Source organism: Psychromonas sp. KJ10-2 (genome assembly GCF_047323255.1).
Taxonomy (GTDB): domain Bacteria; phylum Pseudomonadota; class Gammaproteobacteria; order Enterobacterales; family Psychromonadaceae; genus Psychromonas.
Genome location: NZ_CP178828.1, coordinates 13,291 through 39,353, shown reverse-complemented (window position 1 = coordinate 39,353; position 26,063 = coordinate 13,291). Strand labels below are relative to the sequence as shown.

The 26,063-nt window shown below is 33.1% G+C and carries 37 protein-coding genes; 19 read left to right on the top strand and 18 right to left on the bottom strand.

Annotation, left to right across the window (positions count from 1 at the left end; translation table 11 throughout):
* Positions 1-139: 139 nt before the first annotated feature.
* Positions 140-1,690, bottom strand: coding sequence for a MobH family relaxase (mobH, locus tag ACLKL2_RS19975; RefSeq protein ID WP_413694382.1), 1,551 nt, complete (start codon positions 1,688-1,690; stop codon positions 140-142).
* 317 nt (positions 1,691-2,007) lie between these two features.
* On the opposite strand from mobH, the gene ACLKL2_RS19970 reads away from it, so the two are divergent.
* The 6 genes from ACLKL2_RS19970 to ACLKL2_RS19945 all read left to right on the top strand — a co-directional run bounded on the left by ACLKL2_RS19970 (position 2,008) and on the right by ACLKL2_RS19945 (position 6,037).
* A complete protein-coding gene (locus ACLKL2_RS19970) occupies positions 2,008-2,673 on the top strand; it encodes an AAA family ATPase (RefSeq protein WP_413694381.1) in 666 nt (221 codons plus the stop codon).
* Positions 2,660-3,052: a hypothetical protein gene (locus ACLKL2_RS19965; RefSeq protein WP_413694473.1), complete on the top strand. Its 393-nt coding sequence runs from the start codon at positions 2,660-2,662 to the stop codon at positions 3,050-3,052. Before ACLKL2_RS19970 ends, ACLKL2_RS19965 begins: the two co-directional genes overlap by 14 nt.
* A gap of 40 nt (positions 3,053-3,092) precedes the next feature.
* On the top strand, positions 3,093-3,377 hold the full coding sequence (locus ACLKL2_RS19960) for a hypothetical protein (RefSeq protein WP_413694472.1): 285 nt from the start codon (positions 3,093-3,095) through the stop codon (positions 3,375-3,377).
* Between the two features lie 83 nt (positions 3,378-3,460).
* The gene (locus tag ACLKL2_RS19955; RefSeq protein ID WP_413694471.1) at positions 3,461-3,937 is read left to right on the top strand and encodes a hypothetical protein; all 477 of its coding nucleotides are present in this window, start codon (positions 3,461-3,463) and stop codon (positions 3,935-3,937) included.
* Between the two features lie 1,343 nt (positions 3,938-5,280).
* Complete coding sequence (locus ACLKL2_RS19950) at positions 5,281-5,511, top strand: hypothetical protein (protein ID WP_413694470.1); 231 nt, start codon at positions 5,281-5,283, stop codon at positions 5,509-5,511.
* A 61-nt stretch (positions 5,512-5,572) separates the two neighbouring features.
* Complete coding sequence (locus ACLKL2_RS19945; protein WP_413694469.1) at positions 5,573-6,037, top strand: hypothetical protein; 465 nt, start codon at positions 5,573-5,575, stop codon at positions 6,035-6,037.
* Positions 6,038-6,111: 74 nt separating this feature from the next.
* On the opposite strand, the gene ACLKL2_RS19940 is transcribed toward ACLKL2_RS19945, so the two are convergent.
* A complete protein-coding gene (locus ACLKL2_RS19940) occupies positions 6,112-6,351 on the bottom strand; it encodes a hypothetical protein (RefSeq protein ID WP_413694468.1) in 240 nt (79 codons plus the stop codon).
* A gap of 267 nt (positions 6,352-6,618) precedes the next feature.
* Here ACLKL2_RS19940 and ACLKL2_RS19935 point away from each other — a divergent pair, with 267 nt between their 5' ends.
* Genes ACLKL2_RS19935 through ACLKL2_RS19920 form a run of 4 tightly spaced genes read left to right on the top strand, consistent with a single transcriptional unit; the run spans position 6,619 to position 7,915 of the window.
* Entirely contained in the window at positions 6,619-6,774 is a 156-nt protein-coding gene (locus ACLKL2_RS19935) for a hypothetical protein (protein WP_413694467.1), read from the top strand.
* On the top strand, positions 6,759-7,211 hold the full coding sequence (locus ACLKL2_RS19930) for a hypothetical protein (protein WP_413694466.1): 453 nt from the start codon (positions 6,759-6,761) through the stop codon (positions 7,209-7,211). The genes ACLKL2_RS19935 and ACLKL2_RS19930 overlap by 16 nt, the downstream gene beginning before the upstream one ends.
* A gap of 1 nt (position 7,212) precedes the next feature.
* Positions 7,213-7,701, top strand: coding sequence for a DNA cytosine methyltransferase (locus ACLKL2_RS19925; protein WP_413694476.1), 489 nt, complete (start codon positions 7,213-7,215; stop codon positions 7,699-7,701).
* On the top strand, positions 7,676-7,915 hold the full coding sequence (locus ACLKL2_RS19920; RefSeq protein ID WP_413694465.1) for a hypothetical protein: 240 nt from the start codon (positions 7,676-7,678) through the stop codon (positions 7,913-7,915). The genes ACLKL2_RS19925 and ACLKL2_RS19920 overlap by 26 nt, the downstream gene beginning before the upstream one ends.
* 299 nt (positions 7,916-8,214) lie before the next feature.
* On the opposite strand, the gene ACLKL2_RS19915 is transcribed toward ACLKL2_RS19920, so the two are convergent.
* Together ACLKL2_RS19915 and ACLKL2_RS19910 are read right to left on the bottom strand one after the other, a co-directional pair.
* Positions 8,215-8,391, bottom strand: coding sequence for a hypothetical protein (locus ACLKL2_RS19915; protein ID WP_413694464.1), 177 nt, complete (start codon positions 8,389-8,391; stop codon positions 8,215-8,217).
* 153 nt (positions 8,392-8,544) lie between these two features.
* On the bottom strand, positions 8,545-9,171 hold the full coding sequence (locus ACLKL2_RS19910; protein ID WP_413694463.1) for a hypothetical protein: 627 nt from the start codon (positions 9,169-9,171) through the stop codon (positions 8,545-8,547).
* Between the two features lie 253 nt (positions 9,172-9,424).
* Here ACLKL2_RS19910 and ACLKL2_RS19905 point away from each other — a divergent pair, with 253 nt between their 5' ends.
* On the top strand, positions 9,425-9,802 hold the full coding sequence (locus tag ACLKL2_RS19905) for a hypothetical protein (RefSeq protein ID WP_413694462.1): 378 nt from the start codon (positions 9,425-9,427) through the stop codon (positions 9,800-9,802).
* Between the two features lie 327 nt (positions 9,803-10,129).
* On the opposite strand, the gene ACLKL2_RS19900 is transcribed toward ACLKL2_RS19905, so the two are convergent.
* The 3 genes from ACLKL2_RS19900 to ACLKL2_RS19890 all read right to left on the bottom strand — a co-directional run bounded on the left by ACLKL2_RS19900 (position 10,130) and on the right by ACLKL2_RS19890 (position 11,930).
* Entirely contained in the window at positions 10,130-10,456 is a 327-nt protein-coding gene (locus ACLKL2_RS19900; protein WP_413694461.1) for a hypothetical protein, read from the bottom strand.
* A 637-nt stretch (positions 10,457-11,093) separates the two neighbouring features.
* Entirely contained in the window at positions 11,094-11,393 is a 300-nt protein-coding gene (locus tag ACLKL2_RS19895) for a hypothetical protein (protein WP_413694460.1), read from the bottom strand.
* Between the two features lie 201 nt (positions 11,394-11,594).
* Positions 11,595-11,930: a hypothetical protein gene (locus ACLKL2_RS19890; RefSeq protein ID WP_413694459.1), complete on the bottom strand. Its 336-nt coding sequence runs from the start codon at positions 11,928-11,930 to the stop codon at positions 11,595-11,597.
* A gap of 1,015 nt (positions 11,931-12,945) precedes the next feature.
* Between ACLKL2_RS19890 and ACLKL2_RS19885 the strand changes: the two genes are divergently transcribed.
* The 3 genes from ACLKL2_RS19885 (at position 12,946) to ACLKL2_RS19875 (ending at position 15,138) form a co-directional block, all read left to right on the top strand.
* Positions 12,946-13,752, top strand: a complete 807-nt coding sequence (locus tag ACLKL2_RS19885) for a replication initiation protein (RefSeq protein ID WP_413694458.1) — start codon at positions 12,946-12,948, stop codon at positions 13,750-13,752.
* Positions 13,731-14,180: a hypothetical protein gene (locus ACLKL2_RS19880; RefSeq protein ID WP_413694457.1), complete on the top strand. Its 450-nt coding sequence runs from the start codon at positions 13,731-13,733 to the stop codon at positions 14,178-14,180. The genes ACLKL2_RS19885 and ACLKL2_RS19880 overlap by 22 nt, the downstream gene beginning before the upstream one ends.
* A gap of 556 nt (positions 14,181-14,736) precedes the next feature.
* Entirely contained in the window at positions 14,737-15,138 is a 402-nt protein-coding gene (locus ACLKL2_RS19875) for a hypothetical protein (RefSeq protein WP_413694456.1), read from the top strand.
* A gap of 102 nt (positions 15,139-15,240) precedes the next feature.
* Here ACLKL2_RS19875 and ACLKL2_RS19870 read toward each other — a convergent pair whose 3' ends face one another.
* Both ACLKL2_RS19870 and ACLKL2_RS19865 read right to left on the bottom strand, forming a co-directional pair.
* The gene (locus ACLKL2_RS19870; protein ID WP_413694455.1) at positions 15,241-15,585 is read right to left on the bottom strand and encodes a hypothetical protein; all 345 of its coding nucleotides are present in this window, start codon (positions 15,583-15,585) and stop codon (positions 15,241-15,243) included.
* Between the two features lie 20 nt (positions 15,586-15,605).
* Positions 15,606-16,013 carry a thermonuclease family protein gene (locus ACLKL2_RS19865; RefSeq protein WP_413694475.1) on the bottom strand — a complete coding sequence of 136 codons (408 nt, stop codon included), beginning with the start codon at positions 16,011-16,013 and terminating at the stop codon, positions 15,606-15,608.
* 607 nt (positions 16,014-16,620) lie between these two features.
* On the opposite strand from ACLKL2_RS19865, the gene ACLKL2_RS19860 reads away from it, so the two are divergent.
* Positions 16,621-17,076, top strand: a complete 456-nt coding sequence (locus ACLKL2_RS19860; RefSeq protein WP_413694454.1) for a RepB family plasmid replication initiator protein — start codon at positions 16,621-16,623, stop codon at positions 17,074-17,076.
* A gap of 38 nt (positions 17,077-17,114) precedes the next feature.
* Positions 17,115-17,441 carry a hypothetical protein gene (locus ACLKL2_RS19855; protein WP_413694453.1) on the top strand — a complete coding sequence of 109 codons (327 nt, stop codon included), beginning with the start codon at positions 17,115-17,117 and terminating at the stop codon, positions 17,439-17,441.
* 565 nt (positions 17,442-18,006) lie between these two features.
* Here ACLKL2_RS19855 and ACLKL2_RS19850 read toward each other — a convergent pair.
* Positions 18,007-18,201 (bottom strand): hypothetical protein, encoded by a 195-nt coding sequence (locus ACLKL2_RS19850; protein WP_413694452.1) that lies wholly within the window; start codon positions 18,199-18,201, stop codon positions 18,007-18,009.
* A 168-nt stretch (positions 18,202-18,369) separates the two neighbouring features.
* Here ACLKL2_RS19850 and ACLKL2_RS19845 point away from each other — a divergent pair, with 168 nt between their 5' ends.
* The 3 genes from ACLKL2_RS19845 to ACLKL2_RS19835 all read left to right on the top strand — a co-directional run bounded on the left by ACLKL2_RS19845 (position 18,370) and on the right by ACLKL2_RS19835 (position 20,613).
* The gene (locus ACLKL2_RS19845; RefSeq protein ID WP_413694451.1) at positions 18,370-19,077 is read left to right on the top strand and encodes a class I SAM-dependent methyltransferase; all 708 of its coding nucleotides are present in this window, start codon (positions 18,370-18,372) and stop codon (positions 19,075-19,077) included.
* Between the two features lie 88 nt (positions 19,078-19,165).
* Complete coding sequence (locus ACLKL2_RS19840; protein ID WP_413694450.1) at positions 19,166-20,107, top strand: DUF4942 domain-containing protein; 942 nt, start codon at positions 19,166-19,168, stop codon at positions 20,105-20,107.
* 182 nt (positions 20,108-20,289) lie between these two features.
* Positions 20,290-20,613, top strand: coding sequence for a hypothetical protein (locus ACLKL2_RS19835; RefSeq protein WP_413694449.1), 324 nt, complete (start codon positions 20,290-20,292; stop codon positions 20,611-20,613).
* Between the two features lie 167 nt (positions 20,614-20,780).
* Here ACLKL2_RS19835 and ACLKL2_RS19830 read toward each other — a convergent pair whose 3' ends face one another.
* From ACLKL2_RS19830 to ACLKL2_RS19795, 8 genes are all read right to left on the bottom strand, one after another.
* Positions 20,781-20,954 (bottom strand): hypothetical protein, encoded by a 174-nt coding sequence (locus tag ACLKL2_RS19830; protein WP_413694448.1) that lies wholly within the window; start codon positions 20,952-20,954, stop codon positions 20,781-20,783.
* Between the two features lie 46 nt (positions 20,955-21,000).
* A complete protein-coding gene (locus tag ACLKL2_RS19825) occupies positions 21,001-21,402 on the bottom strand; it encodes a hypothetical protein (protein ID WP_413694447.1) in 402 nt (133 codons plus the stop codon).
* A 174-nt stretch (positions 21,403-21,576) separates the two neighbouring features.
* On the bottom strand, positions 21,577-21,894 hold the full coding sequence (locus ACLKL2_RS19820) for a hypothetical protein (RefSeq protein ID WP_413694446.1): 318 nt from the start codon (positions 21,892-21,894) through the stop codon (positions 21,577-21,579).
* Between the two features lie 49 nt (positions 21,895-21,943).
* Positions 21,944-22,681, bottom strand: a complete 738-nt coding sequence (locus ACLKL2_RS19815; RefSeq protein ID WP_413694445.1) for a hypothetical protein — start codon at positions 22,679-22,681, stop codon at positions 21,944-21,946.
* A gap of 343 nt (positions 22,682-23,024) precedes the next feature.
* A complete protein-coding gene (locus ACLKL2_RS19810) occupies positions 23,025-23,540 on the bottom strand; it encodes a hypothetical protein (RefSeq protein WP_413694444.1) in 516 nt (171 codons plus the stop codon).
* 303 nt (positions 23,541-23,843) lie between these two features.
* On the bottom strand, positions 23,844-24,341 hold the full coding sequence (locus tag ACLKL2_RS19805; RefSeq protein WP_413694443.1) for a helicase HerA domain-containing protein: 498 nt from the start codon (positions 24,339-24,341) through the stop codon (positions 23,844-23,846).
* Between the two features lie 227 nt (positions 24,342-24,568).
* Positions 24,569-25,828, bottom strand: coding sequence for a UvrD-helicase domain-containing protein (locus ACLKL2_RS19800; RefSeq protein WP_413694442.1), 1,260 nt, complete (start codon positions 25,826-25,828; stop codon positions 24,569-24,571).
* Positions 25,779-25,973 carry a hypothetical protein gene (locus tag ACLKL2_RS19795; protein WP_413694441.1) on the bottom strand — a complete coding sequence of 65 codons (195 nt, stop codon included), beginning with the start codon at positions 25,971-25,973 and terminating at the stop codon, positions 25,779-25,781. The genes ACLKL2_RS19800 and ACLKL2_RS19795 overlap by 50 nt, the downstream gene beginning before the upstream one ends.
* Positions 25,974-26,063: the final 90 nt, after the last annotated feature.

Below are 26,063 nucleotides of genomic sequence, written 5' to 3'. Positions count from 1 at the left end.
AGAGAAGCTGCTACCACAATATTTTTGTTAGGTAGATATATAATTCCATTTTCACATTCCAAATTTAACTCTGCATAAATAAGTTTAAGTTCAGGCTCTTTTATTGAATCAAATTCAGATACGGATTTTAATGAATCGGTTAATTTTTCTGTTTCGCTTTGTTCAACATAATTTTCACTCCCTCTTTCGTTCCTGGTTGTTTTATTTGAACGCTTAGTCTTTCGGTTGTTTCAGTAGAGTTATTTTCATGACCGTTATTAGCAATTACATTTTCTTTTGCTGCTGACTTTATTAAGCGCATCACGCTAACTCTACCGCTTTCAATGTACTCAGGCTGCTCGATGGTTTCATCTTGTACGTCTGCAATTTCTTCAGAGTAATCAATCTGCTCCAATTTTGCTTCAGTAGTAACCTTTTCATTTGAAACGGGCTTTTTCTTTAGCTTTTCTTTGTGCTGGCTAATTGAATAAAGTTTAGATGGATCTTTTATCACTTTGGCTGGGAAAGAGTATTTCAAACACATCAACCGCTGCGGCTTTGATTTATCTCCTAATATTTCAGGTTGTATAGGGTGATATAACTCATCTTCATTGTAATTTTCAGATACCCCTTCTTCTATCATAACCCTAGCTAAAATATCAGGAGAGTCAGGAACTTCATATCCTGCCTTTTCAAGTTCGGCCAATAGTTCGGGTACAACTTTGAACCACAAGAAATATAATTCATCGTCCACAAACCAAACTTTTGCATTTTTCTTATTGATTTCCCATTTTCCAGTAATAATAAAATGCTTTAGTAAGTCACTTAAAATAATAGAAATTGGGGTTCTCTTCATTTCTTTAGTGATATGAGAGTTTCTATTAAACATATCTTGTCGTAATGACTTTGAATCTGCACTAGCCACTATTTTAGACATTACATGGCTCGCACTTGCAGACGATACAGTTGAAAGAATAGTTGAATGAATTGTTTTCCCATCATAACAAGAGTCTAGCCATGACATTGTTTCGCGTGGAATTAGTTTTTGTAGAACAGCAACGGAAGCGTTTAAATGAGCTTTGTTTCTATTCTTAGTCCAAGAAATAAAGTAGCGTTTTAAATCATTCTCAAAAGCCCATTCTGTGATTGTGTTTTCACCGTATGCATCCCATTCAATCCTTTTACGGCCCTCTAGTCCATTTGAAATAGTCATATCGGTTACTATCTTTCCGCAATCGTGTAACAGTCCAGCAAGTACAGTAGCCGTTTTCCACTGCAAGTTAGATTGTTGGGTGTCACCGATATTACCAATGGAGACGGGGAATTCACTAATTTGGGCCATCCTCATTGAGCGTTTTGCAACATCTAATGAATGGTATATCAACCCTCCTCCTGTTGAGTGATGGTGATATTCCGAAGCTGGCAGTAAATGAGCGTACTTTATAAATTCAATGATTACAGGAGTTAAATACTTATCGAACTCTTTTTCTGTTAAACCAATTTCATTTTTTAATACGTTAATATCAGTCGTCAAGCGTTCGATTAGAACTTTATTTTGAACAACTGGTATCCCTTTCTGATCTGGTGGATAACCAATTACATCATCTTCAAGGTTATCTATACCGTACCGCTCTTTTTTTGAGAGGGCAGAGGCGATAAACTGAATGTCGGCTTGCTTCCGAGGCCATAATTTTTTAATTAAATTTATCATTCCGTTTCATTTGTCCTTTAATGCTTTGAATAAAGCTTATTTACTATTCTTTATATGTAGCTAATTTAGCTTCATTTTATATTAATAGGCTGAGTTTCCTAAAATTAAAATGCTTTCTTGTTTGGTTATGCTTACTACCCATAAAAAATCATTGTATTGATCCACCCAAGGCAATAAAATATAGAAATATAGAAATATAGAAATATAGAAATATAGAAATATAGAAATATAATATTTTGGAAGTATTTAAATTGCTCTATTATGGTTGGTAAGGGCAAAACATAGCCTATCAATTAAACTTAAAAGGAAAAGAAATTATGTCGAGCAAAGTTATTTTAGTAGGCTTTCAAAAAGGTGGTGTAGGCAAAACATTAACAGCGGTTAACCTTGCAACTTCTATTTCCAATCAGAAATACAATGGTAAAACAGATCGAATATTAATCATCGATGCAGACCCTCAAAGTTCTGCTTATCGTTGGAATCAAAAGCGTGAAGAAAACACCGAAGTTTCTGCATTTACCTGTATTTGTTTATCAATGAAAATCAATATGGAAATAGAGCGCCATCGACCTAATTATGATTACATCATCGTTGATGCTGCTGGTCGAGATAGCCGTGAAATGCGAAGTGGCATGTTATGTTCTGATTTAATGATCATGCCTATTGAGATCGCAAGCGAATCAACAGACTTGCTTGAAAGTATGTCAGAGGTTTATGACGCAGCAAAAGATTTTAATCCAAACCTTAAAGTGGTTTCTTTCTTAAATAAAGTGCCTACCAATGGTTCTGAATCAGAACGCTTAGAAGCTAAATCTATTTTATCTGAATACCCCGAGTTCCCGTTATTGAAAACTATGATCTATTTGCGTACTGCTCATAGTAAAATGACAAGAGTCGGAAAGGGAGTAAGTGAAAGTTCAGACAGTAAAGCGAAAGGTGAAATGTCATGTTTATTATCGGAGGTTTTAAATGAACTCAAATAACAAGTTATCAAGAAGAGAAATGCTAAAAAAACAACAACAATCTGTAAATCAAAGCGTGGCAACTAAAGCGGCTAATGACTTTGTTGAAGCTGGTGGTGATATTCCATTAGCGGCCCCAAAACAGGAGCAGTCGATTAATGAGGTTAAAATCAAACCTGAAGCAACTCAAAGTGTTACTTGTGCTTTAACGTCTAAATATAAAAAAGCACTTGATAATAGGGCAACAAAGCTTAATTACCTGTTAATAGATGATGTTGAAGATAATTATACAGTTAATCGTTCAAGTCTTGTTAAAACATTTATTAATATGATGAGTAAAATGACTGATTCTGAGCTTGCTGATTTCTATAGAGATAATCAAGGTGAAATAGGAAAATAGGGAGGTTGTAGACCAACAGATAAACAACAGGAATAAATAAATGATTGTAAAGATAGGTAAAAAACTCATCGATAAAGCATCTATAATTGTTGATGATGTGAAAAGCGGTATTGTTGAATATTCTACTACGGGTTTTTCTTCATTAAAGCAGCTTGTAACTATTGAAAGTCATGATAAGGCTGAAGATATAACCCATTACTTTCTGATCCCTAATGTACATAAAGCGGGCACATATATACTTCAAACACATAGAATATTACCCAGCGTATTAAGTGATAACGTCATTCAGCGTAAAGTTTTTCACCTTCCTCAAAAGAGTCGCTAAATACATTAGAACAACTCATATTTAACGAGGTAAAGAATGAATATAAAGAAAGTTCAGAAGCGAATTCTAATGTTGCAGTTATATTGAATGATATTGCTTTGTCCATAGATGAAAACAATAACAAAATAACAAATGGGTTATTGGTGGTGGGCGGTGTTATTTGCGTAGCTAACCCCGTTACAGGCATTGCTGTAATAGGTTCATCTTTGATGCCAAATATTATAGGCGATGTCGTATCTAAAACAGTTAAAAACTTTGCTGATAACTTGAATAATAACGCTCTACTATCAAACGATAAAAAGTCTGATTCATTTGCTAAAAAAAACATTAACAAGTGTAAGCCTGAAATAGTGTTTAATACGATTTTGTCAAAACTAGAAAAAGCAATTAATGACCCATCTTTCGAGCCAAACACTGAACTCAATGATTCAGGTGAATTAATTTTATTAACCTACCCATTATTGAAAGAACTTTTTCCGCTAAAAGAAAACGGTTTATTTTTTAGCAAAAAACCATTGCCTGAAAATGTGGAGCGTTACTTTCATGTGTTAGGTGCTTAACAAGCAACAGTAGAATTAAAACAAAAGGTGAATTTTGGACACAAAAAAACCCGAATTGGAAGTTCGGGTTTAGATGTTTTATAGCGTACATATCCTCAACAGTTTTAATGTTATACTCCTTTTTAATAATATACAAGTATTACTATATTACTCATCTGTCTATGTATATAATAACAGCGTTTGTTGGGTGATGGTTAAATCCATGTATATATGATTCTCCTATAGTTATTATTCAAATCCTTGCTTGTCGGGTGGAACTGACAATGGTACATAACTACATGGAGATAGCGTACATATCCTCAACAGATAGACGAGCAGGGTTACAAGGTAGCAATTTTGCAAATGTATAAGCCCTGTTAGCAGACTCCCTTAATAATGGGAGAAGCGTGATGTTTGAAATTACATTAATGGTTATTGCTGTTCTTACATTGGTTGTTGCTGTTGCACAATTATATGTAGCAATCAAAAAGAACAAATAGAGCTAGTTTTAAAAACTCTACGTAAATAAAGGGGCTGACCTAAACCATCAGCCCCTTTTTTGATCTTGTCTTTATAGGTTTCCAAGTGTTCACGGAATTAAAATTACTATGTAGGACTCATTCTGAAATAGTTATCCAGCCCCTCTACCGCGCTTCGCTTGTTGAATCTACGTTAAAGCCTTTTAAACAAACACTTAAAAGACTTTAAAATAGATTTACTCTTGTTTTTCAAAGTCACCATTTATACAGTTTAGCTTTCATCAAGCATTACAACTATTTATTCACAGCTAAGTAAATAGTTTTAGTGTTATGCGCTATTTGGATTTTATCTGTTGTGCTGTAGATTAAGATCATTATATAACGACCAAAAAGGCACTTATGAAAAAAGAAACGATATCAATCGTAAGCGTAACAACGACTAATGAACCACAACCACCAGCTCACCAATCTTTCAAATTACTATCTACTTGCTTATTCTCTTTGATAGCCAAAGTATGATTACAAAAAAGATAAATTAAGCCATACAGATCTGATAGAAGCCTTTAAAAGTTTTATCGGTATATTAGGCCATGATGAAATTTTAGCTTTTTATCATGAAAACGAGATTGAATACCCATCCCCAAACCAAAAGAACACCCTGAACTAATAAAAGTATTTACTGAATATTTGAATAATTTACCTGATTCTGACCTTTCAAAAAAATAACCACCAGCAATATTAAAGCAGAAAAAATAACACGGTTAATCCGTGTTTTTTTATATCTCAAATAGGGTTAAAACCTTCCCCTTACTTTGGAATTTCAGAATAGATGATAGATTGGTAGTTAATAAATAGATAAAAACAAACAGTAAAAGGCGACTAACTATGAAAATAAAACTACCTAAAAAGCACTCACCACACCTAGCTAAAAAAGCAGCTAAAGCAATCAAGAAAATTGAGAGTGGTTGCGCAACACTTCGGAAAACCGCAGCTCATGGATACCAAACTTGCGATCTAGGCGGTGGTGAAAGAATAGTTTTGCTTGCGAACACTGCTTTTGCTTTTAGTAGTCACAATGATTATGACAAATTCATTAGCCAACGCCATTGTTACTAACTTAGATAAAAGTTTATTATTAATGAAATCTTTTTTAAACCAAAAAATAAACAGGTAAATCATGAAAAAAATCATATTGTCTATGGCCTTGCTTGCATCTTTCCAAGCTCATTCAGAAAGTTTATATAGCTATTATTACTCTTTGGAGGATGCGAAAGGAAATATCCTGTTCGAGTCAGGATACACCAAAGGTAGTACTGGTTTTCAATACAAAAGCGACATTGGCACCAAAACGTTTATTGTTACTAGATGTACTAACAATAAAATAACAACAAGCGGTAGCTCTTTAAACTATGGTTCAGAAGGTGGAATAGATCTCAACAAGGGTACTATTTCAATTACTAATATAAGCATTGATATGAATGGTTACACCCCCTGTAGACACAAAAAATGCATTGTTAATAGCGCTAATCCAAAACAAATTAAACATAGTTACAACATAGATTTTGATTTATCACAAAGTACAGAGCAAAAGTTTCAAGTGAACCCTGGTCGAATTATAAAAGTGATTGTAAAAAAATACTAACCTGCAACAAAAGCACCTATTAAAGCTGCTCTATTCAGTTAAAGCAGCTTCGTTATCTATAACAGTTTTAACCATTATAAGACCAACCCCCACAGTTCATTTATACCAATACTCCTACCTTTAATAGATAACACTTTCACTTTTCTATTTGGCAAGCTTGTTTCTATCGTTTCATATTTTTTCGCGTTTCGGATATTGTAAATAAACCCTGTAGCAACCATAGCAGTTACATTCAATTCTTTCCCCAACTTAGCAGCAGTAAAATATTCACCGCTAGTAAGCATGTATTCAGCCGCTTCATTGCACTTGACCATATTGACAATCCTAATTGTTTTTATTGAACTTTGAGTGTGTTTTTCACTTTCAATTATCTATCAACAATCAAAAAACCAAAGTGAATATTTTAATATTTTAATATTTTAATGTTTTAATGTTTTGGGTTTTCAGGTGTGATGCTAAAATAGATTCATAGATAATAAAAAAGGATTTATCATGACAAGCAATAAACCTCTACAGCATGGCTATTACAAAGTTGGCGAACATCGAGGAAATAAAGAATTTGGCTGCAAGGTGGAAACCTATTGTCAGCTAATTTTGATAAAGGTGTTTTTTATACAGTCTCATTAAACATCGATACACGTACAATTGTATTAACTAAATGTGATAAAGATACGGTAGGTAATCGCGTAGTATCAGGTAGAAGCAACGTAACAACGATCATGTGTCTCCTATCATAGATATTGCCAATTCTGATCTTATTAACGTCACTCAAAACGCTCAAAAAGTAAGAGTTGATTTCTATAAGAATGAAATTCATATTTCAATTAGCCACACCGAAACAAAACAACGAGAGCGTGAAAACAGGCTGATAAGCAACCTTAGTAATGGTTCAATCAAAACAGGCGTTGCTTGTGTAGGTATTGGTGTTTCTACTGCTGCTGTTCATGATGGGCTTGCAAAGGGTGGAGTAATATCAACGACTGAATTCATTGTTGATAGAGAAAGAAAATATTTAGATGTGGCGACTAAAAATAATCATGCTATTTCTGATGAAACTCTAATATTTGAAGCTTCGCTAGAAGAAGTTGAACCTGAACTAATACCCAAAGTAGACATTTTAGGGTTTAGCTTGCCATGTACAGGGCATTCATTATCGGGCATAACCAAAAAATAAAATTAAATTTGCTGAAGAACATGCCACTGATGCAACTGCAATACTTGGTCTGATTCGCATCATTGATGCTTCAGAGCCTAGTATTCTATACAGTGAAAACGTCACGCAAGCAAGAGATTCAGCAACTTACATTTTATTAAAAGCAATGTTAAAGGTTTGTGGTTACTCAATAACAGAAAGCAGTGAGGCTGAGTTAGATAGCGGCTTTACTCATTCAATAGAAAACCGTAAACGTTGGTGGTTTATCGCTGTTAGTAATGGTTTAAAAAATGCAAATTTATTAAATTTCCCTAAATTTAAAGAGCAGCATAATCAATTGTCAGATATTTTAGATGAAGTGCCTAACACAAGTAATAGCTGGCGAGATACAGAAACAAAAAAACAAAGGTCTGAAAAGAACAAGCTCAATGGGAAAAATTTCGGTTTTAATGTGGTTAATGAACATGCAACTAAAATAGGTGTTTGTGGTAAAAGGGTATCAAAAAGATAGGAGTTCAGAGCCGCATATACAATCTAAATTTGATGATAATAAAGTGCGCTTGTTAACGGTGCCAGAGCTATGTAAAGCTCAAAGCGTTCCTTTGCACTTGGTTAATGAGGTTTCACCGAATATTAGCTATGAAGGGTTAGGGCAAGGTATAGATTACTTGCAAGGGGTAGGTGTTGGAATGGTTATAGCTAGAGATGTTCTTAACGGCTATTAATCAGTTCGCTCTATACCTAATATATTTTAGGTATAGAGCGCTATGTAACCTTATGAGTCACACAAAAAATCCCTTAAATTAATATCTTTATTTTTTCCGTATGTTTCTTTTAACCGACCATCTTTATTAACGCTTGCATAAAGCACTTTTAATACACCTGATTTTCGCTTATGAATTAAAGTAATGTGTTTAAAAGTGTAATCCTTAGATAAGGATATTTCTAAATCTTCTATGGACTTAAATTCTTTTTTTCTCCAAGACTTCTAATTATCAATTCACTCATAAAACCTTCTTAATAACTATGTAAAAACCATCTTGAGGGGCCCCAATAGACAATATTTTTTCATTTCTTCAGCTTCACCATAACTCAGATCATCAAAAATAAGGCGACCTCCAACTTCGCAAGCCTTTGATAGTGTATTTATTTCTATTTGAACGTGTGGAACCCAAATCACTAAAAAATTATTAGAACTCATTTAACCCCTATTCACTTGATAAATAATTATATTCTCATCAACACCCTGATTTCCTAAGTTCATATAGAAAAATTGTTTTAAATGGACAGTGTTAATCAGTAGGTTTTGATTGAATAGTTATAAGGTCGAAATTATCGACCTTTCGTTTTTTATTTAAGCGATTAGAGACAATGGGTTATTTAGATCACTAAACTTGTGTAAAGGGCATTCGTCTAAGGGCCAAGAAAATTTACTTTTATTGCAAATAGAAAAAGCTTCAGTAACAGTTAGCACTAATCTGTTAAATAAATTAAGTCCATATTTACCACCTTCCGATGTTGAATAAATCATCACCTGATCTTTATCGTATTGTGTAAAATTTAAAAAAACATCGCCAAAACTTTCATAAATATCGTAATCAACAGGTTTAACTCTATCTTTACAACAAGAACAAAGGCAACCATCATTGCAAATGGTTTTAGGGTGAATAACTAGCAGCTCATCTTCACCAATAATTAACATTTCATATTTAGAAAGATAAACCTTTATTTGTTCATTACCGTTTGCACAAATTGTGTATAGGGCATAATTTCTATTATTTTCAGCTACATGTATCATTGCTTGTTTTAATGCTAATACCTCACCATCTTTTAATTTTGTTTGGTTGTTAACAACAAGCTCACCAGAAGATAAACTTTTAATTCTTTCATTCATAAAGCTAAAAAGTGCTTGATATTCACCTCTTCTTTTAAAATTCATCTTTGGGGCTTGAGAAGTAAATAAACCATCTAATGCGCTCATATTGATTCCTTATAATTTGTAAATTATCTTTATGGAAGATAATTTTATCAACCACTTCCATAGTTCCAAACTGCATAAGTCAATAATTTAAAGGCTGTTCATTTAAAACAAATTAGTTATCAATAATAGCAGCAGAAAATTAAAATATATTATTTTTAAAATATCATGATTTCAAAATATATTATTTTGGACTTTTTTGAAGCTATGTCATACTAGTTTTATAAATAGAAAAAACTCATATTAGGAGGGTGTTATGACTATTTTATTTACTGGCTTTGCAGTTCTAAAAGATAATAAGATTGGTGTTTTTGATGTTGGTTCTTCTTTTGTTGCCCCAGCTATTCATAAGGACTCTAATAGCGCCATTTCAGATGCTTTAGCTGTTCAAAATCAATTTCACATTGATGCTCAGGTTGTTCAAGTTGAAGTGTACATGGATAATTCTGTTTTATTAATGACTTTGGATAATCAAGTTTTATTCCCAAGGGTTTTTGATGTAACTGCTATTATCGATGCAGAGCAGTTTTTAGATAAATCGCTTGTTAATAATTGGGTTAACTTTGTTTACCGTATGAAAGCTGGCTCGATAGGAAGTTTTTCAATTAATTTAAAATCAAAGTTTGTAGCTTAACAATTTGGTTTGGTAGCTATTTGCGTTACTGGTTTTTATTTGATGCTGTGTTAGTCTATTGTTTTAATAAAACGGTGGCTATATGTTGGATAAAGATCATGTTACGTTATTTCTTTGTGCTTCATGTAACAAAGAGAAGGAGTTCCCTACTCATCAAATTAATTTGTTGCTTAAAAATGGTTTTATTTGTACTTCCTGTAAAGTAATCCCTTTTCCACATCAAAAGGTGTGTCCAGATAAAAAAATTAATTAATGTTCACTCATACCCTTAGATAGCAACTACCGAAATTATAATTCTTGGCTTTCGTTTTAACTCATAAGTAGTAACTATCGACATTTAAAGCCTCTTTTTAAATTCCGTGAATACTTTCTTGGTTCTGATAAATCTAAATTGGAAAAATTCTTATAACGAATTTCTCTATTTTTATTCATGTCGTGATCAATACATAAACATAACTTGTCTGCTTCTGACGCAATTAAATTAATATCAACGTCAACACCTAATACTCTTATCGCATCAACAAGACCTACAGCGTATTTCTCTAAAAGTAATGCTGATAGTTCGGGAGACTCTAGACCTCGATGTACGTCATTTTGACGACCTTTAGCGTAGCGTTTTAACGTTTCGATAATTTGGTTTGTTTGACTACGCATTTGTTGTTCCTTATTATTTTCCGTTGTGAGGCTTTTTATATTGATAAACTTTGTGAGCAACTAAAAAAATAACAATAATTAATATAATTACAGGGTACATGAACGTATCTTTCCCAAAATTATTAAATACAGAGTTACAGAGGAAACCTATTAAAAATATTTGCAAAAACAATGTAATATCTAATTTCATTTTTCATCCCTTTTAGGTCATAGTTTCCGTGAGTGTTTAAGCTAATGCTTAATTAAGTAAATGCGATTTATCCATTATTAATAATGGCTTTCCAGTAGTGCCAACAGTGTTTATTTCTGTGACTATCAACATTGTATTTTCAGCCATATCAATTCCTTGTAAATCCAGTTCTATTATTTATTAGTTTCATTTCCTCGTACAAATCTGAGAACCCTCGCATCGCAAAAAGAATACAAAGAACACTGATCCCCATAAGAATTGAAGGGATTAATTTCGTGCTATCATAAAGATACATTCCAACACTGATAGAGGCTGAAGCAACAATAAAAACTAAAGCGATGATTATTTCGCTTTGATAATCAGGATGCACACATCCCCAACATTTGTTTAATACTTTAGATATTATCATTACAAACAATTCCGCTCGTTAAATATTTTCCGTGATAGTTAAAATTTCGTTTTACCCATGCCACTTACTTTACCGTTGGTATGTTGTGTAAATGTTGATGAACCAAGACTAAACTTATTAGCTTGTTGGGGTTGGGCATTGGTAAGGCATTCTTGCGCCATGCTCTTAATATCATCTGTAATCACCTCACCAATATCTATTTCATTGTTTGCTAGTAAAACATTTACTGTACCTGCATTTTCAATTTCAACAGATAAATCCTTAGTTCCAAAAGCCATTGTTGCGCCAAGAAGTGATCTTGAAATTCCATCAAGTATTTGTGTTGGCTCTAGGTTCATTGCTTCACATTTATCAGTAATAGCGTTATTGATTATCACACTGTTCGTGGCAAGTGCTTTTCGCCCTGAATGTGATGTGTTATTAGGTAGACCGCATTTAAAATGCACATAGATGGTTTAGAACTTTAATGTTCTACCGACAAATAGAAGCACCTGTATTGAATTTTCAATCTAGTTACAACTTAATTGCATACATTTTCATTAATCCTCTATATAACGCTCTTTTTTTCGTTGTATTGCATGAATTAACCCTGATGTTAATAATATTATTCCACCAGCTATTAAACAAATAACTATGCTTACCAAATAAAAACCAGCAATAATATCTAGTTTTTGTTTTATCCAGTACAGTAAATCTAAGTTATAAAGTTCTAATAAAACGCAGCAAATTATTGTAAGTCCTAAAACGAATAAGACTCCGACTGAGCTGTTTTTCATATCTGTTGGCGATGGTGCTAAATGTAAACTTACAGAAAAAACTAAGTAGAACCAAAGTGAGAACATACACGGGTTGCTTGTTTGTAATGCCAGGGCCATACCAAAAACTTTTGAATATAAATTCAATAGTATAAAAATTTAAATTAGTTAAGTTACTTGCTTCAGATAACATTAAACTATTAATCAAAGCTTGTGGGTGTGGTAATAAAACAATTGTAAGTAGGTAAATGACTGCTATACCCCCAAATAAAGGTGCTACCCCTATAAAAAACATCCAGTAAGTTGATATAGGCTTCTTGTATTAAAGGAATGCTCTATATATCCAAGGGTGTTTGACTTGTCGAAATGCACTAGCGATACGTTCAAAATTTTGTGACCAAAAGCAACCGCAATAACTAAATGTGAAAGCTCATGAATTACAACTCCGAATATCGATGTTCCATAAATAATTTTATTTTTAAATTTATAGAGCGATATGCTAATCACTGCTTTTTGGATAATGTACAGTATTGAAATCATTATCAAAAAAAATGATGTCGCATTTAGTAGGCCCGTTAAAATTTTTGTTATTAATTCGCTCATTGTAAATTTCTTTTATTTTGGTGATGTTCAATTGTTTTTTATGAACGGGTATCATTTATTTTTATCCACATATCACATTACTCTATAAGGATCTATAAATATATATAGGATCTATAAAATATATAATATATGACCCTCTGTAACCAATTGAATTTAAAGATTAAAACAGACCCTTTGGTTGATCTTTTTATGTAACAAGTTGATCTTTTTATGTTCTTGGTTGATTTTTAAATGTTAGAAGTTGTTTTTTAAATGTTGAAGTTGATTTTTAAATGTTAGAAGTTGATTTTTAAATGTTCATTTACCACTTATTCATTAATTATTGATCATGAAAATCACTTTTTGTGAAAATATAAATGAAATGTTTTATTAATTACGCTAGAGTTTGGCATTAAAAACTATAACAAGTTAAGTTTTTAAACATTGGAAAAACAACTTGTTTCGTAAGTGGTTGAATTTTTTATTATCAGCATTAAAAATTACAACAAGTTAGGTATTTACTCTAAATGCCTATAGAGATCGGAGTAGCATTTTGAGTGAATTTGATAAATCTTACCTTAGCAGTTCTAATATTACTTATGTTGATAAAGGGGCAAGTCTTACTTATTTGCATGTTTCTAATAATGGAGCATCAGTCACTTATGGGCCTGATAAAGCTACCAAGAGTGATGTTAAAGATGTTGATTCAGACTGTAATCACATTATTTCTACCAGCAGCGCTGTTCAACTTAACTCTAAATTCTATAAGAAAAGCCATCACCTTGTTTTTTCTCAAATCAACTTATCTACAAAAGAATATGACTTGATGGCCTTATTGTTTTCTAGGATTCAAAAAGCACATTGGAAGTATTATCAAGAACATGAGAACGTTAAGTTCACCCCTAAATATAGATTTAGCAATCAAGTTCTTTCTGATTGGTTTGGCGTAGATTCTTCTCAGTTATACTCGCTTTTAAAAGGGCCATCTAAAACACTTAGCAGCAAGCCTGTTGGTATTTTAAATGAGCAGAAGAAAGGATTTGATTTTGTACCTTTGTTTAAAAGAATAACTTACGAAAATGGAGAGCTTATTATGTCACCTAATGATGAGCTTTCTGACGAGTGGCTTACCGTTGCAGGAGGACACGCGCAAGTTGATCACGTTATTTTTAGGAAGCTTGCCCGTAGGTACTCTAAGGCTTTGTATGAAATGCTATCAAGATTTAAAACGTCAGGAAAAGGAAAGCTAAACACGCTTTCATTAAAAGACCTGTACGCTGGGTTCGGCCTTTTAAATGCTGATGGAGAGGTTAGTAAAAGAGTTATGAAAAAAATCAAATGTTTATGGAGAACTGTATAAGGAGATCTATAGCAGAGATAGACAAGACAGAAAAGAACATTACTTTTTATAACTCTAAGCAACGCAAGAACTGTTACGGTTACAACATAATATCAAGTGGTAGGGGCGGTAAAATAAGGGGATTAGAATTTTTATTCTCTTGGAAAGAGAAAGAATCTGAATCTGTTAGTGAACTGTTCGATAGGCTTGGAAATAGAAAAGAATATACTGATGCTATTGGTGTGTACATGGTTGTAAATCGTGATGATTTTACGCCCGACAACCCTATTAACCCGACAGTTGAAGAGCTGACAATGATGATTTCTCAGCCAGAGGTTCTATTGCAACATGGATTAGAATTATCATCTGAGTTTATGTCCAAGTACTCTACATCAATGGCAGAAGCCCAAAAACATAAGTTATCTGATTTAAATAAGTACAAACCTTAAATACCTCAAAAGGAGTGATTTAAGGTGATTTTCGTCACAAATAAAGGGCTTTTTTCAATCAATTGATTAACTGGATCTCGTTTCACATGAAAAACTACAACAAGTACCTTAAAAACCTGAATTGTTTATTTAAAACATTAAAAATAATAACAAGTCCTAATCGAACATGAAAAACTACAACAAGTAATAGGGTTTTCTGCGCTTATGGTAGCGAGTATGCCCTTATAGAAAACAACACTAGCACCCACCATAATATTTTAATATTTTAATATTTTAATATTTTGGAAGATGGGGCCATCTTGGTAAAGTTAATTCATAACTTAATCAATATGGAATTTATAATTATGAAAATACTACCAAGAAATTTAATACAACGAGCTGTAGCTCTTTCTATCTCTGATGTTATAGCAAAGGAAAACGCGAACAAAAAGTCCCTTTCAATGGCTATGCTCGATATTTCTTAAAACACTACCTTGGCAACACCAATCCATCTAAAAATGAACTTATATTCGCTAGAACGCATGGAAGTAAAGCAGAAATACTAGAACAAATTAATATGTTAATTTTATCAGGTGGACATTATGGAAGCTTTTTAGACCCAAACTTTATAGCGCAAGCTTTCCCATCTATTGCTGAAGCTAAAGAAGTTAGGTTTGATACGAGAATACATGCAAATTTCACTAGAGCAAATCGTCTTAATCTAAAAGAAGAAGCAAAAGCAAAAAATAAAGTTGATAAGAAAATAGAAAGCTTATTGAAGTTAAGTTATGAAAAACTACCTTCTTGGGTTGAAGCTTCTCATGATGATGGTCTTGATGAGTTTTCTATTATTAACGGCCTGCAAGAGTGGTATTCGGAAGTAGGCAAAGGCAGTCGTTTTGATTTTGGGATGCTATTTCAGGTAGAACTTCAATGCAAGTTGCTGTTGAACTTTCTTTTTGGTGATTTTTCAGTATAATGATCGGGTTATCATCTTAATTAAGTTATTACTGCTATTTACTAAAAAATAGCAGCATATACTCCTCTTTAAGTGATCAAATCACTTAAACGCCTACCAGCTTTACAATAAGTTTAAAGGCCACGCAGCTTTTAAGTAAGATGTTTCTTGTTTAATCAGTTTATTTATATTCTCGCCTTCGGCTGTTTTAGTTGCACATTGATCAACCGTTAACTCTTTCTTGCCATACACGCATTCTCTGTATTGATTTACTTGTTCTGAGTTCTCGGTGCTAGAAAAAGCGATCTTCTCAAGGACTTTGTTTTCAATGTTGCTATGAGAGTAAACGAGCTGCACACCTTGACCACCCATAAAACAGGTGAATGAAATGGCTGTGTATTTTAAAATTTTTGTCACCTTTAACTTACTCATTATATTTTTACCAGTTTTTGCTTTTTCATTTGTCATTATATTTCTCCAATGGTTATTTATTTTGTATCTGTTTGCTGCTCTTGTGCGTAAAGGTACTGTTTATGATTAAAAGGGTTTTCCCCGTATTTAGTTATATAGTTTGAACGCCCTGTAATGATCATTTGATATGCGATATCAAATTGGTTATTAACAACCACATTACAAATCAATCGACCGTAATAACCAAAACCGTAACAGTTAATTACTGCCTCTTTATTGAGCGCAAGGTGCTTTAAGTAGTTTGAGGACTCGATCCCTTTCTTGGTATTCTTACTCTTATTACTATGAACCGATTCCTCTGTATTAATACTTGCAACCCGAACGGTTACACTTTTGTATTTGTCATTAAAATTACTTTTTTCTTTTCTATTCTCAGCTCTATTTTTGAGGTTGTTATAATCCGATGGTTTTAATTGAACTTTAATCGTATCCCCATCAACAACTTTGCCTATCTTTCCTTTAACTTGAACTGTATTTTTTTCGATAAATCACCAGCAAAAGTTGAGGTTGTGATAAGCAATGACATTGCCAATAAAATTGTTTTTTTCATATTCATTCCATTTAATTAATTTTCTTTGTGAAATTTTACCTCCACTTAGCTAACTTCCTAAATTAAACGAATAGCTTTCCATGAAAGGTAGGGTTAGTTACTAGATGTTTTCATCGAACTACCAGGGATGTAACTTGTGGTTGTTTTATTAACATATACAGCTCTCTCTTTTATAAAAGCTCTTTTATGAGATCTTTTATAATACTCTTATAGACTTAATTATCTCCTTTCTTAGCCGCAGCACTATTGAGTTTAAAATTATGTGGCATGTAAAAAGCGTCCTTTAACTATGTAAAAGATGCTCTTTAACTATGTAAAAATCGTTTCTTAACTATGTAAAAACCGTTCATAATTTAATAACTTGTGGATAATAATGTGGATAACCATCGGGAAAGTATGTAATTTATTTTTTATTTTGCATATCTTTACATAGTTAAGTATGGTCAAACACTTAGATACTTTATTTTAACAAGGCCAGCTTCATGAATATGCTTAACTCAGCTCTAGTCAAAGGTAAAACCTCAAACCCTATAATTTACATTAAGAATCAATTCATAGATTCAATTTGTAAGTTATCAATTGGAGAGAGGCGTATTATTTGGTTTTGGTTGGAAGCATATAAGTTTGATAGTGTTCACACGCTAACAAGGGATGTAATAATTGATCATGGTGAATATGCAAGAACATTTCAGCTAACGGCCTCTCATGCGGCAAAAGAGATTAGAACGGCTTTGAGTGCCTTTCCTGATAACACGGTCTACGAGGCTCGCCCTGAATGGATTGATAATGTGATTAGTTGCTTAGATGAAAAGATATTATCAGAAGATGATCTTCTTTCCCTAGCTCCTTTCAAAAGCGAAATATTACAGATACATGTTCATTTGGCTTTGAACGTGGAAAGAGTAAGGTTACATTCACGAATGGCTTTATTGACTTAATTAGACCTGTAAAAAATGACCCATTTACTCAATACAGATTGTTATATGTTAATACCCTTAATAACAATGCTGCTGCGCTTTATGAACAGATTAAAAGGTGGGTTTCTAAAGGTAAATATACAACAACGCCTATTGCATTAATTAACAAATTATCACTTTCAGATTCTTATCTTTCTTTCCCTCAAATGCGAAGAGGCTATTTGGCTCCCACTATTTCTTCAATAAATAAAAGAACTGATCTTAGTGTTTACATTCAAGAAATTAGGCGAAATCCAGCTAATAAAAACTCTAAAGTTGTTAAGTTGATTTTTTGGATAAAAAGAAAGAATGAAAATAAGTTAATTTCGAAAGAAAGTGACTTATGAGTTAATAAAAAATGAACATTTTTTACATAGTTGGAGGTGTTTGCTTGTGACAAATGAACATTTTTTACATAGTTGGAGGTGTCTGCTTGTGACAAATGAACATTTTTTACATAGTTGGAGGTGTCTGCTTGTGACAAATGAACATTTTTTACATAGTAAATGTGATATTTTTAATCAATAAGGGGTGTTTTTATTAAATAATTCTTTTTAAAGTGATGGTTATGCTTAACCAAATAGCATTGAAAAAAGTTAACTAGCTTACATAGTTTACATAAGTCATTGTTAACAATGCCTTTTATTGTTCTTTTGAGCCACCAGCCCTAAAAGCTCTTTTATATGAGTTACCTATCTCTATTTCCCTACTAAATAGATTGATTTCTTATTTTGATTCATCAAAGTAAGTAAATTGTATTAAATAAATTTTGTCACTTCGTGTTTTAGTTTCATAACTAACAGGCAACAATCTATGTGAAAATGTTTTTTTAATTTAAATAAAGTTTTAGTAAGACAATCGTTTGCTCTAAGTGCTTTATGAAAACTAGTTTGATTGTTATTGGTTTGTTGTTTACCATTTATCAGGTAAGCCATTTACTTTATCAATGTGCGATTGGGCTAACTTATGGTCTGATCCAACTTCATCCGCTAATTGATAAATTCTTGTTCTTGAACACCCCCACCTAAGCGCAAGCTCTTTAGTATCCCAGCCTTTCTTTTTATAAGCATTGATAAACTCTTTTTTCTTTTTATTGATTGCTTCCATGTGAACCCCCTTTTATCTCTCGTTTTTCAATATTAACAATTAAAGCATAGTTCCAAAATTTAAATTAAAATTTAATTTATTCAAATATATTGTAATAAATTTCTTTGGACTTTAAAAAGTCAGGATATTATTAATATAGTTATCTAAAAACATATAAGGGATTTCATAATGAACACTCATACAAGAAGCTCTACATTAAAAATAGTTGAAGAACTTAAAGCAGCAGGTAATGACTTCGAGTTTTACCCCACTAAAATATCTCAGTTAGATGTGATCAAAAAAGATATTAAAGAACAATGTTTAATTTCTAGCGATGATCCCATTACCGAGTCTGTTCTTGATATTGGTTGCGGCACTGGTAGCGCGTTAGAATATTTAACTGAAGGCAAACGATACGCTATAGAAAAAGCACCTGAACTTATCAAAAGCCTCGACAAGTCAATTTTTATTGTCGGCACTGATTATCATGCTCAAAGCTTGCTTGATAAAAAAGTAGCTATTGTGTTTATGAATCCTATCTTTTCAGAGTTTGAAAACTGGACTTTAAAATTGATTAATGAAAGCAATGCAGAATTCGCTTATTTAATTTTACCTGTTCGATGGGAAAAATCTGAGTCCATTAAAGACGCACTAAAAGAGCGTAGCGCATCGATTACTATCTTAGCCACAGATACTTACTTAGATGCATTTCGTCAAGCTAGGGCCACTGTACACGTATTGCGCGTAAACTTTGCAAATAAAAGACAAAGTTACTTTAGAGGTAATCAAGTAAATGTAGATCCGTTTAAACTTTGGTTTAATACTCACTTTAAAATCAATGCAAAAAAACCAAACAGTCAAGCTATCAATATCAAACATCTAAAAAGAAAGCATTAAAGAAAAATCCAACAATAGTGATTTGATTAAAAGTGAAGGGCTCGTAAAAGTTTTAGAAAGACTTTATGACCGAGATATTGAAGTGTTAATGAATAATTACTTAAAGGTTAGCGAACTCGACCCCGAGTTATTAGAAGAACTTAATGTTAATGTTGAGAACGTGCAAAGTGGCCTTGAGCAAAAAATTATGTCACTAAAAGATTTGTATTGGAGAGAGTTATTTAACAACTTAACAACCATTACAGATAAATTAACTAATCGCTCACGTAAAAAGCTATTAGACACCTTATTTGAAAATACTCATCTTGATTTTTCAGCAGAGAACGCTCACGGTGTTGTGCATTGGGTTATAAAAAATGCTAACTCTTATTTTGATGAGCAATTAATTGATTGCCATAATAGTTTAACTGAACGTGCAAACATCATTCTTTACAAATCAAACAAAAAGACCTTTAAAGATGAGAATTGGAACTATTGCCGCAGACCTAACGACTTAGACAGATATGCTTTAGATCATCGCATTGTATTGCATAATGCTGGCGGCCTTGCTACTTCATCATGGTCACATGAAAACCCTGATTGTGGTCTATCTAATAGAGCAATCACATTGCTTGATGATTTATGCACTATCGCTATTAATTTGAATTTCGATAGAACAGGACAAAAAACAACTACTGATTTTTTGTGGGACACACATATTAAAAATACTTTCATGTTTCATGATCACGTATCAAATAAAGAAATCTCTTTGTTTGAAGCAAAAGCGTTTAAGAACGGAAATTTACATATAAAATTGAATCAAGATTTTATTTGTAAATTAAATGTTGAATTTGGCAGGTTAAAAGGTTGGTTATCATCTGCCAAAGAAGCAGCTCAAGAAATGGATATAACTGAAAGAGAAGCAGAACTAAGCTTTAACACTAATGCGCTTATTGAAGCATCTAAATTTAAAAATGTTGCTAATAGCAGCTTAAACATAAAAAATAGTGGTAAGCATGAATGTTTCTTACCGCTATTCACACAGAACTAAAACATAGGAAAAAGAGGAATATAAAAATGGGATACAGTGCTGAAATAGAAAAAAATTAAAAGCTCAGAAAAGTAAAAGTAATCGCGTTGATGTGACTATAACGGCATTAACTATTTTAGGTGTGATTTCCTTCTTTGTGATTCTTAGCCTAGCTAATCATCCCCAAAACGTTACAGATTGGCTTGTTTTTACTTTTTATTACTTTATTTGGTAGTTACCCTTTTGTTTATGTAAGTGGGAAAGTAGCTTCTTATATTCACGATCGCGTTATTCCATCATATGTGATAGTAATTGAAGATGGGGTTAGAAAAGCTTACGGCCCTGTAAGTTTAAATTCAGATCAAATTTATAAGGATTTATTAAAGCCTAATTTTAAATTATTCAAGGGTAACACTTTTGAAAAATATGGATGCACATTTGCTGCGATACCTTGTGATGAAAGTGATCTGAAAGTGAAACAAGAATTAAATACTCTTGAAATTAAAACTAAAAACCACTTCGGTTAATATTTAAAGCAGAATTAATTAAACCTATTTTTAATTATATGAACCCCATAAAAAACCAGCTAACCAAAACAATAACGACTAATTATTTTTGGTAGCTGGTTTAATCGGCCTCACTCAATAAAACCTGTTGCACCACATACAAAAACCACCAGCATCAATGCCAGTCCCTATAATTTCTTTTGAACAACACCACGCTTTCTATTAAGTTCATTTAGAACTTCAAGTAATATTTCAGTGTCGTTTATTGCATCAATAATATCCCTGTTCATTGCATTTTTTATTTGCTCTTTAAGCCAGAACGATGCTGCTTGATCATTTAATACTTCATCAGCCGTAATCATTTTTAATCCCCTGTTGTCGGTGAATATTTACTTGGAACCTTTTAAGTTAAATCCAAGTTTTTTCAAAGTTGTTAGATAATTCTTTAAAATTGTTGTTTCCTGAACTTGCAACCTCTTTTAAGTGTTCAAGCACTTCATGAACGCTATTAGACCAATTACTCGCCCTATCTATCTGCTCGACTGGTAGTGCATTGAGGCGGTTTTCCAACTCTTGTAAGGCATGGATAAAATCTTTACCGATAGCAAACGGCAACCAATCTTGCGAAAGTAAAAACTCAGTTGAAGGAATCATGTCTAAATCACCGTCATCTGATGCTGATTCTACTTCTTCAAGCATGTATGAATTTGGAGCAACGCATACCCGCACACCCTTGCTGTAGCGATCATCCCATGATCGCAAACCAAAACCGTTAGTGGTTATTAATTTATTAATTAGAGGTATTTCCATTGTTATTTCCCGAGTTCGTTGTGAACAAAGCGTTCTGCTGTTTGTAGTTACCGTATAATTAATGTCTGACAACACTCGTTTAACATGTGAATCATTAGTTGCAATCAAACAGAGCAGTATGCCAACTTATTTACTATACATTCTGATTCATAGCATCCAAAATCACTTTAAACACTAAATCATCCACTCGCTGCATCCGCAAGGGCAAGTGCCAGCAGTAAGTCCATGGTAACAAATCCCGTTGCTATTAAATTTTTGTAAAGAGTAATTATGAGTATCTTTAGCGTATTTGAATGATGAAAGTGGATCGCTTAAATAACTAAGTACTTCATTATGATCAGCTTCATTTAATGTTTCTAAATAATCATTTACTTTGGCGGTGAATGATTGGGAATACAATACATCGTTTGGGTGTTCTTCAAGTCTCACTGACAGGTCAATTTGATTAAGGCTATCGTAAAGAGTTTTGCTTATCATAATTTCAATTTTCATTTCATTACTCTCTATACCTTTTCATTGTTAAAAGTGAACTTTTAGGTGCTTACCTTTTATTCGCTCTTTCTTTGATTGAATCTAAAAACATCCAAAGTTCATTATGTGTTAACTCATCTGCAAGTTCCCATTGATGAGAAGAAACATTACTATTTCTATCGTATTTAGTATAACCAGAATCGGTTTCTTTTGATTTAAGCAAGACAACAAGATCATTGTTATTAACCATTAAAGCAAGATAAGTTTGTTCATTACCTGATCTTGAATTAGTAAATGGGATATGAAGTAATTCAGTAGAGTTCGTGTCTATTTGATATTTATCACAAGCATCTATGTATGACTTATATTTATCTGATTTGCTTGGCAAACGATCAACTAATTTGGGGTTGGTTTTGCGTTGTACCCCGTTGACCTGATCAACAAAATCATAACTCTCTGCCTTCAACTTCCAATCAATCAATCTACGGTCATTGCATCCATTTAGCTGCTGTTGTTCTAGTTTACCTTTACCATTGCCACCTGTTTTCACATGTAACGGATCAGAGCCAATGTAAATTTCTTCTGGTGCGTCTGACCATTCTTTACGAATAACGTCAAACTCTCCTTCACTCCATAATTGCAAGAAGTTAAGCCCATCCTCTGTGTTCAATGCAAAATCGATCGCAGCAAGCGCACTATCATTCAACGTTTCCAGCTCCAAAATGGCGCTGTAAGCTACTTTTACGCTTAATGGATGCCCCATTCGGGTTTTAAACCAATTCTTAAACTCTATCGCTTTATCGCTCATTTCAAGCTCCTTTTTTGTAGTTGTGTAATTTATTCGTTTTAATTATCGGTATTGACATTGATTGGTGATCTCTCCCCACACTCAGAACAGACTGCTTGAGATCCCTTTTCATTCCATTTAACTATCTTGTGATCTCTATTAGAACAGGCCCAAAATTTAAAAGGCTTATTTAAAATTATCTTTAACAAATCTTCTGATGAAATATTTAAGCTCATATCAATAACCTAAAAATTTAAAGAAACACTACATGTAGTGGTACAAGTCAAAGCCGGTTACACAACATGTAGTGCTATAAGTTTTTTTCTTTTTAAAAGCCAGTATTAAATATCACTGACCGAGAGCATCATTTATTTTCTATTAGTTTCCAAAACGCAGTGCTTTCTTGGTAAGTGATTTGTTTCTTGCCATCAATAAGTAATGAATGATGCTTTTCTAACTCTCTAACTTGGCTCAATGTTTTATTCTGTGTGGCCTTATCTGTTTGATTAAATACTGAAGCAACCATTGACGCTTTAGGGTTTTCTAAGCGATGAATACAATAACCAGCCATATAAACACTGTAGTCATTAAGGTCTGTTTTAAAATGGTCTAAGCCCTGTGTAGATAGAATCGCACCAACCCCGTATTCCCTACCCTCTTTTAAAAGCTTTCTTAATGAATCATAATTTTGGGATAAAAAGTTATCTGCCTCATCAACTAAGAACATATTAGTGATTGCACGGTGGCCGTTAGCTGATTGTTTAGGCTTTTGGCCTCCATGCATTTGTGCATAATAGAGGTCGAGCAAGGTAGCTACAATTAAGTTTTGCAAGTTAACATCCACACCTGAAAGGTTAACCACAATTAAATTATCGCGCATGGTGTCAAATAAATTTTTACACTTCCTGTTATTTTTCTCAAAACAGTTCAAAATCAACAATCTCATCTAAAGCAGCCGTTAAACTATCTTGGGGAACTTTATCTCTGTTGTTATATATTTTATAAACATCGTTCAATGTAGGTGCAGGATTTTTAAACGTTGATGGATCACCGTTATCAATACCATTTCTTTCATACGCAACCCATTATCACTTTTTTCAAAGCGTTCTGCTGGTTGATACCAAGATTAAATGCCTTAGTGATTGTCGTAACAACACCCTTACAAGTTCTAATTGGCGCAAGCTTATGTTTTGAAGTAAAGAGTAAGTGGATTAATCGGTATTGCATTCGCATCTAAAACTGTCGCGCCCGTTTCTTTAACAAAATCATCTCCAATGTAATCAGACTTATAATCAAAAACGAGAATGCCGAAAGGTAGGCCATTAGTGTTTTTTCTTTTTTGACTAGTGAGCTGCGCAAGCAAACTTTTAACTGATTGAGTTTTACCTGTACCCATCGTTCCCAAAACCGCAAAGTTTGGATTTAAGTAACGGTTAGTATCAGTCGGTGTCCAATATTGCTTTTCTCCTGTTTCCTTACAGACTCCGATTTCTATCGCTATGCTATTTAAATCTACATCACCCGTTTGTTCCATTAACGCAGGCTCTGCACCTGAAGGTAAAACCGAGCTGTCCAAATAATCAAGAGGCATTAAACTTTCTGGTGTACTTTCAATCAAATCACTAGAGTGTTCATTTTTAACTATGTCTCGAATTTGGTAACTCCGATTGCGTTTGTTCACTTTTAACAACCTGGTGCAAAGGTGATTTTTTAGTCGCTTGTAGCAAATGTTTCAAATTGTCACTTTGACAAGGTTCAGTTTCGGTAGCCGTTACTTTGAACGATGAGTTATCTTCCATCGCCATGTGAATTACATCTGGTAAAATTAAACATTTCTTTGCTCTTGTGATCGCAACGTAAAACAAAAATAAATCAGAATCTTTAATTGCATTTCCATTAGTGAACGCATCAATGACAGAATAGAAAATCATCAGCTATAAAAACATTGTCAGCTTCTAAACCTTTCGACAAATGAGCTGTAATCAATGTAACTACAACTTGATCGTTAGAAAACGATTTACTCCACTCAAAGGCTTTTAATAAATCTTCAGCGTACTCAATATTAGAATTAACCATTTCAGCAAGCTTGCTTAACTCACCGCCTTTATTGTTTCTTTCTAACAATTCTGAAAATGATTTATATTTCTTGTGGTCATTGTGGGTTGCCAAACCGTGTCGGCTAAATGAAATAAGACTGCTTAAAACAGATTGTGCGTTTTGAACTTTAGTGTCACCTAAAATCTTAGCTGGCACATCACTTTGATAGCAGTCTGTTAAAACCTCATAGGTTGAAAAGTTTGTGTACGCTATAAATAAAAAAGGTTCACTATGTTCACACTCTGACCCTTTGATTATTTGCGTGTCGTAACCTCTACCTGTGATCGCTATTTTATTATCTATATGATTTAAAACTTTACTCGCAAGATCAGCTAAATCTTGTCCATACCTAAATGAATGCGTTAACGGATATTTGTCAAACGAAATCATTTTTAATACGTTTAAGCTACCTCTAAACTGAAATATGTTTTGGTAACTATCGGCTACTAATATTTTCTGGCATTGTTGGGATAAAATAATGTGGAGTAATACAGGATTTGAGTCTTGGGCCTCATCGAATAATATGTAGTCATAATCCAGTACTGGATTAGATAATTGCCAACTTTTTAAATATCCATCATGGGTAGTCGGGCAGCTAGAATTTAAGTCCATCATTTCAGTTGTTAATTTACTTGCACATTCGAGCATTAATTCTTTAAATGCAACCTTATTTTTTTCATCCAATTTATTCTGTTTTTCTAAACTTTTTAGTGCTGTGAAAAATTCCTTGTTTAAATGAATTTCACTTACTTTTTCTGAAGCTGTTTCTATGAATTGTTTACTGATAATTTTAATGCATTTAGCAATGGTTCCTGTCGGAATTTTTACGAACATTTGAGCATTAATATGCCCCTTAAAACCAGAATAATTTAAAACCGCACTAGTGTTTAGGATCATGTTAGTTCTAGCTAAAACAGACTCCTTTAAATTACTTGGCAAATAACTTAAAGCAAGCGCATGTGAGGTATGTATTTTTACATTATCACCAACAAATAATTCCTTCGCTTCTTCTTCTAAAGTTTTACCATAGCAAACTATATAAGCCCTTTTTGTTTGTGTGGTATTTCTCAACCGCTAACAAAGAGGTTGATTTACCCGTACCAGCAAATGCCTCACCGATCACATCATCACCAGCAAGCACCGCGTCAATAAAATTATTACATTCAATCGTTAAATAAAAACCGTTAAGTTCCCTAGTTGTTTTTGTGTTTTCCATACACCCACCAATTTTAATAATTCCAAAGTTATTAAATAATAACTCCTCACCCCCAAAAGTCCTAACGAGACAAATCATCTACCTCATCAT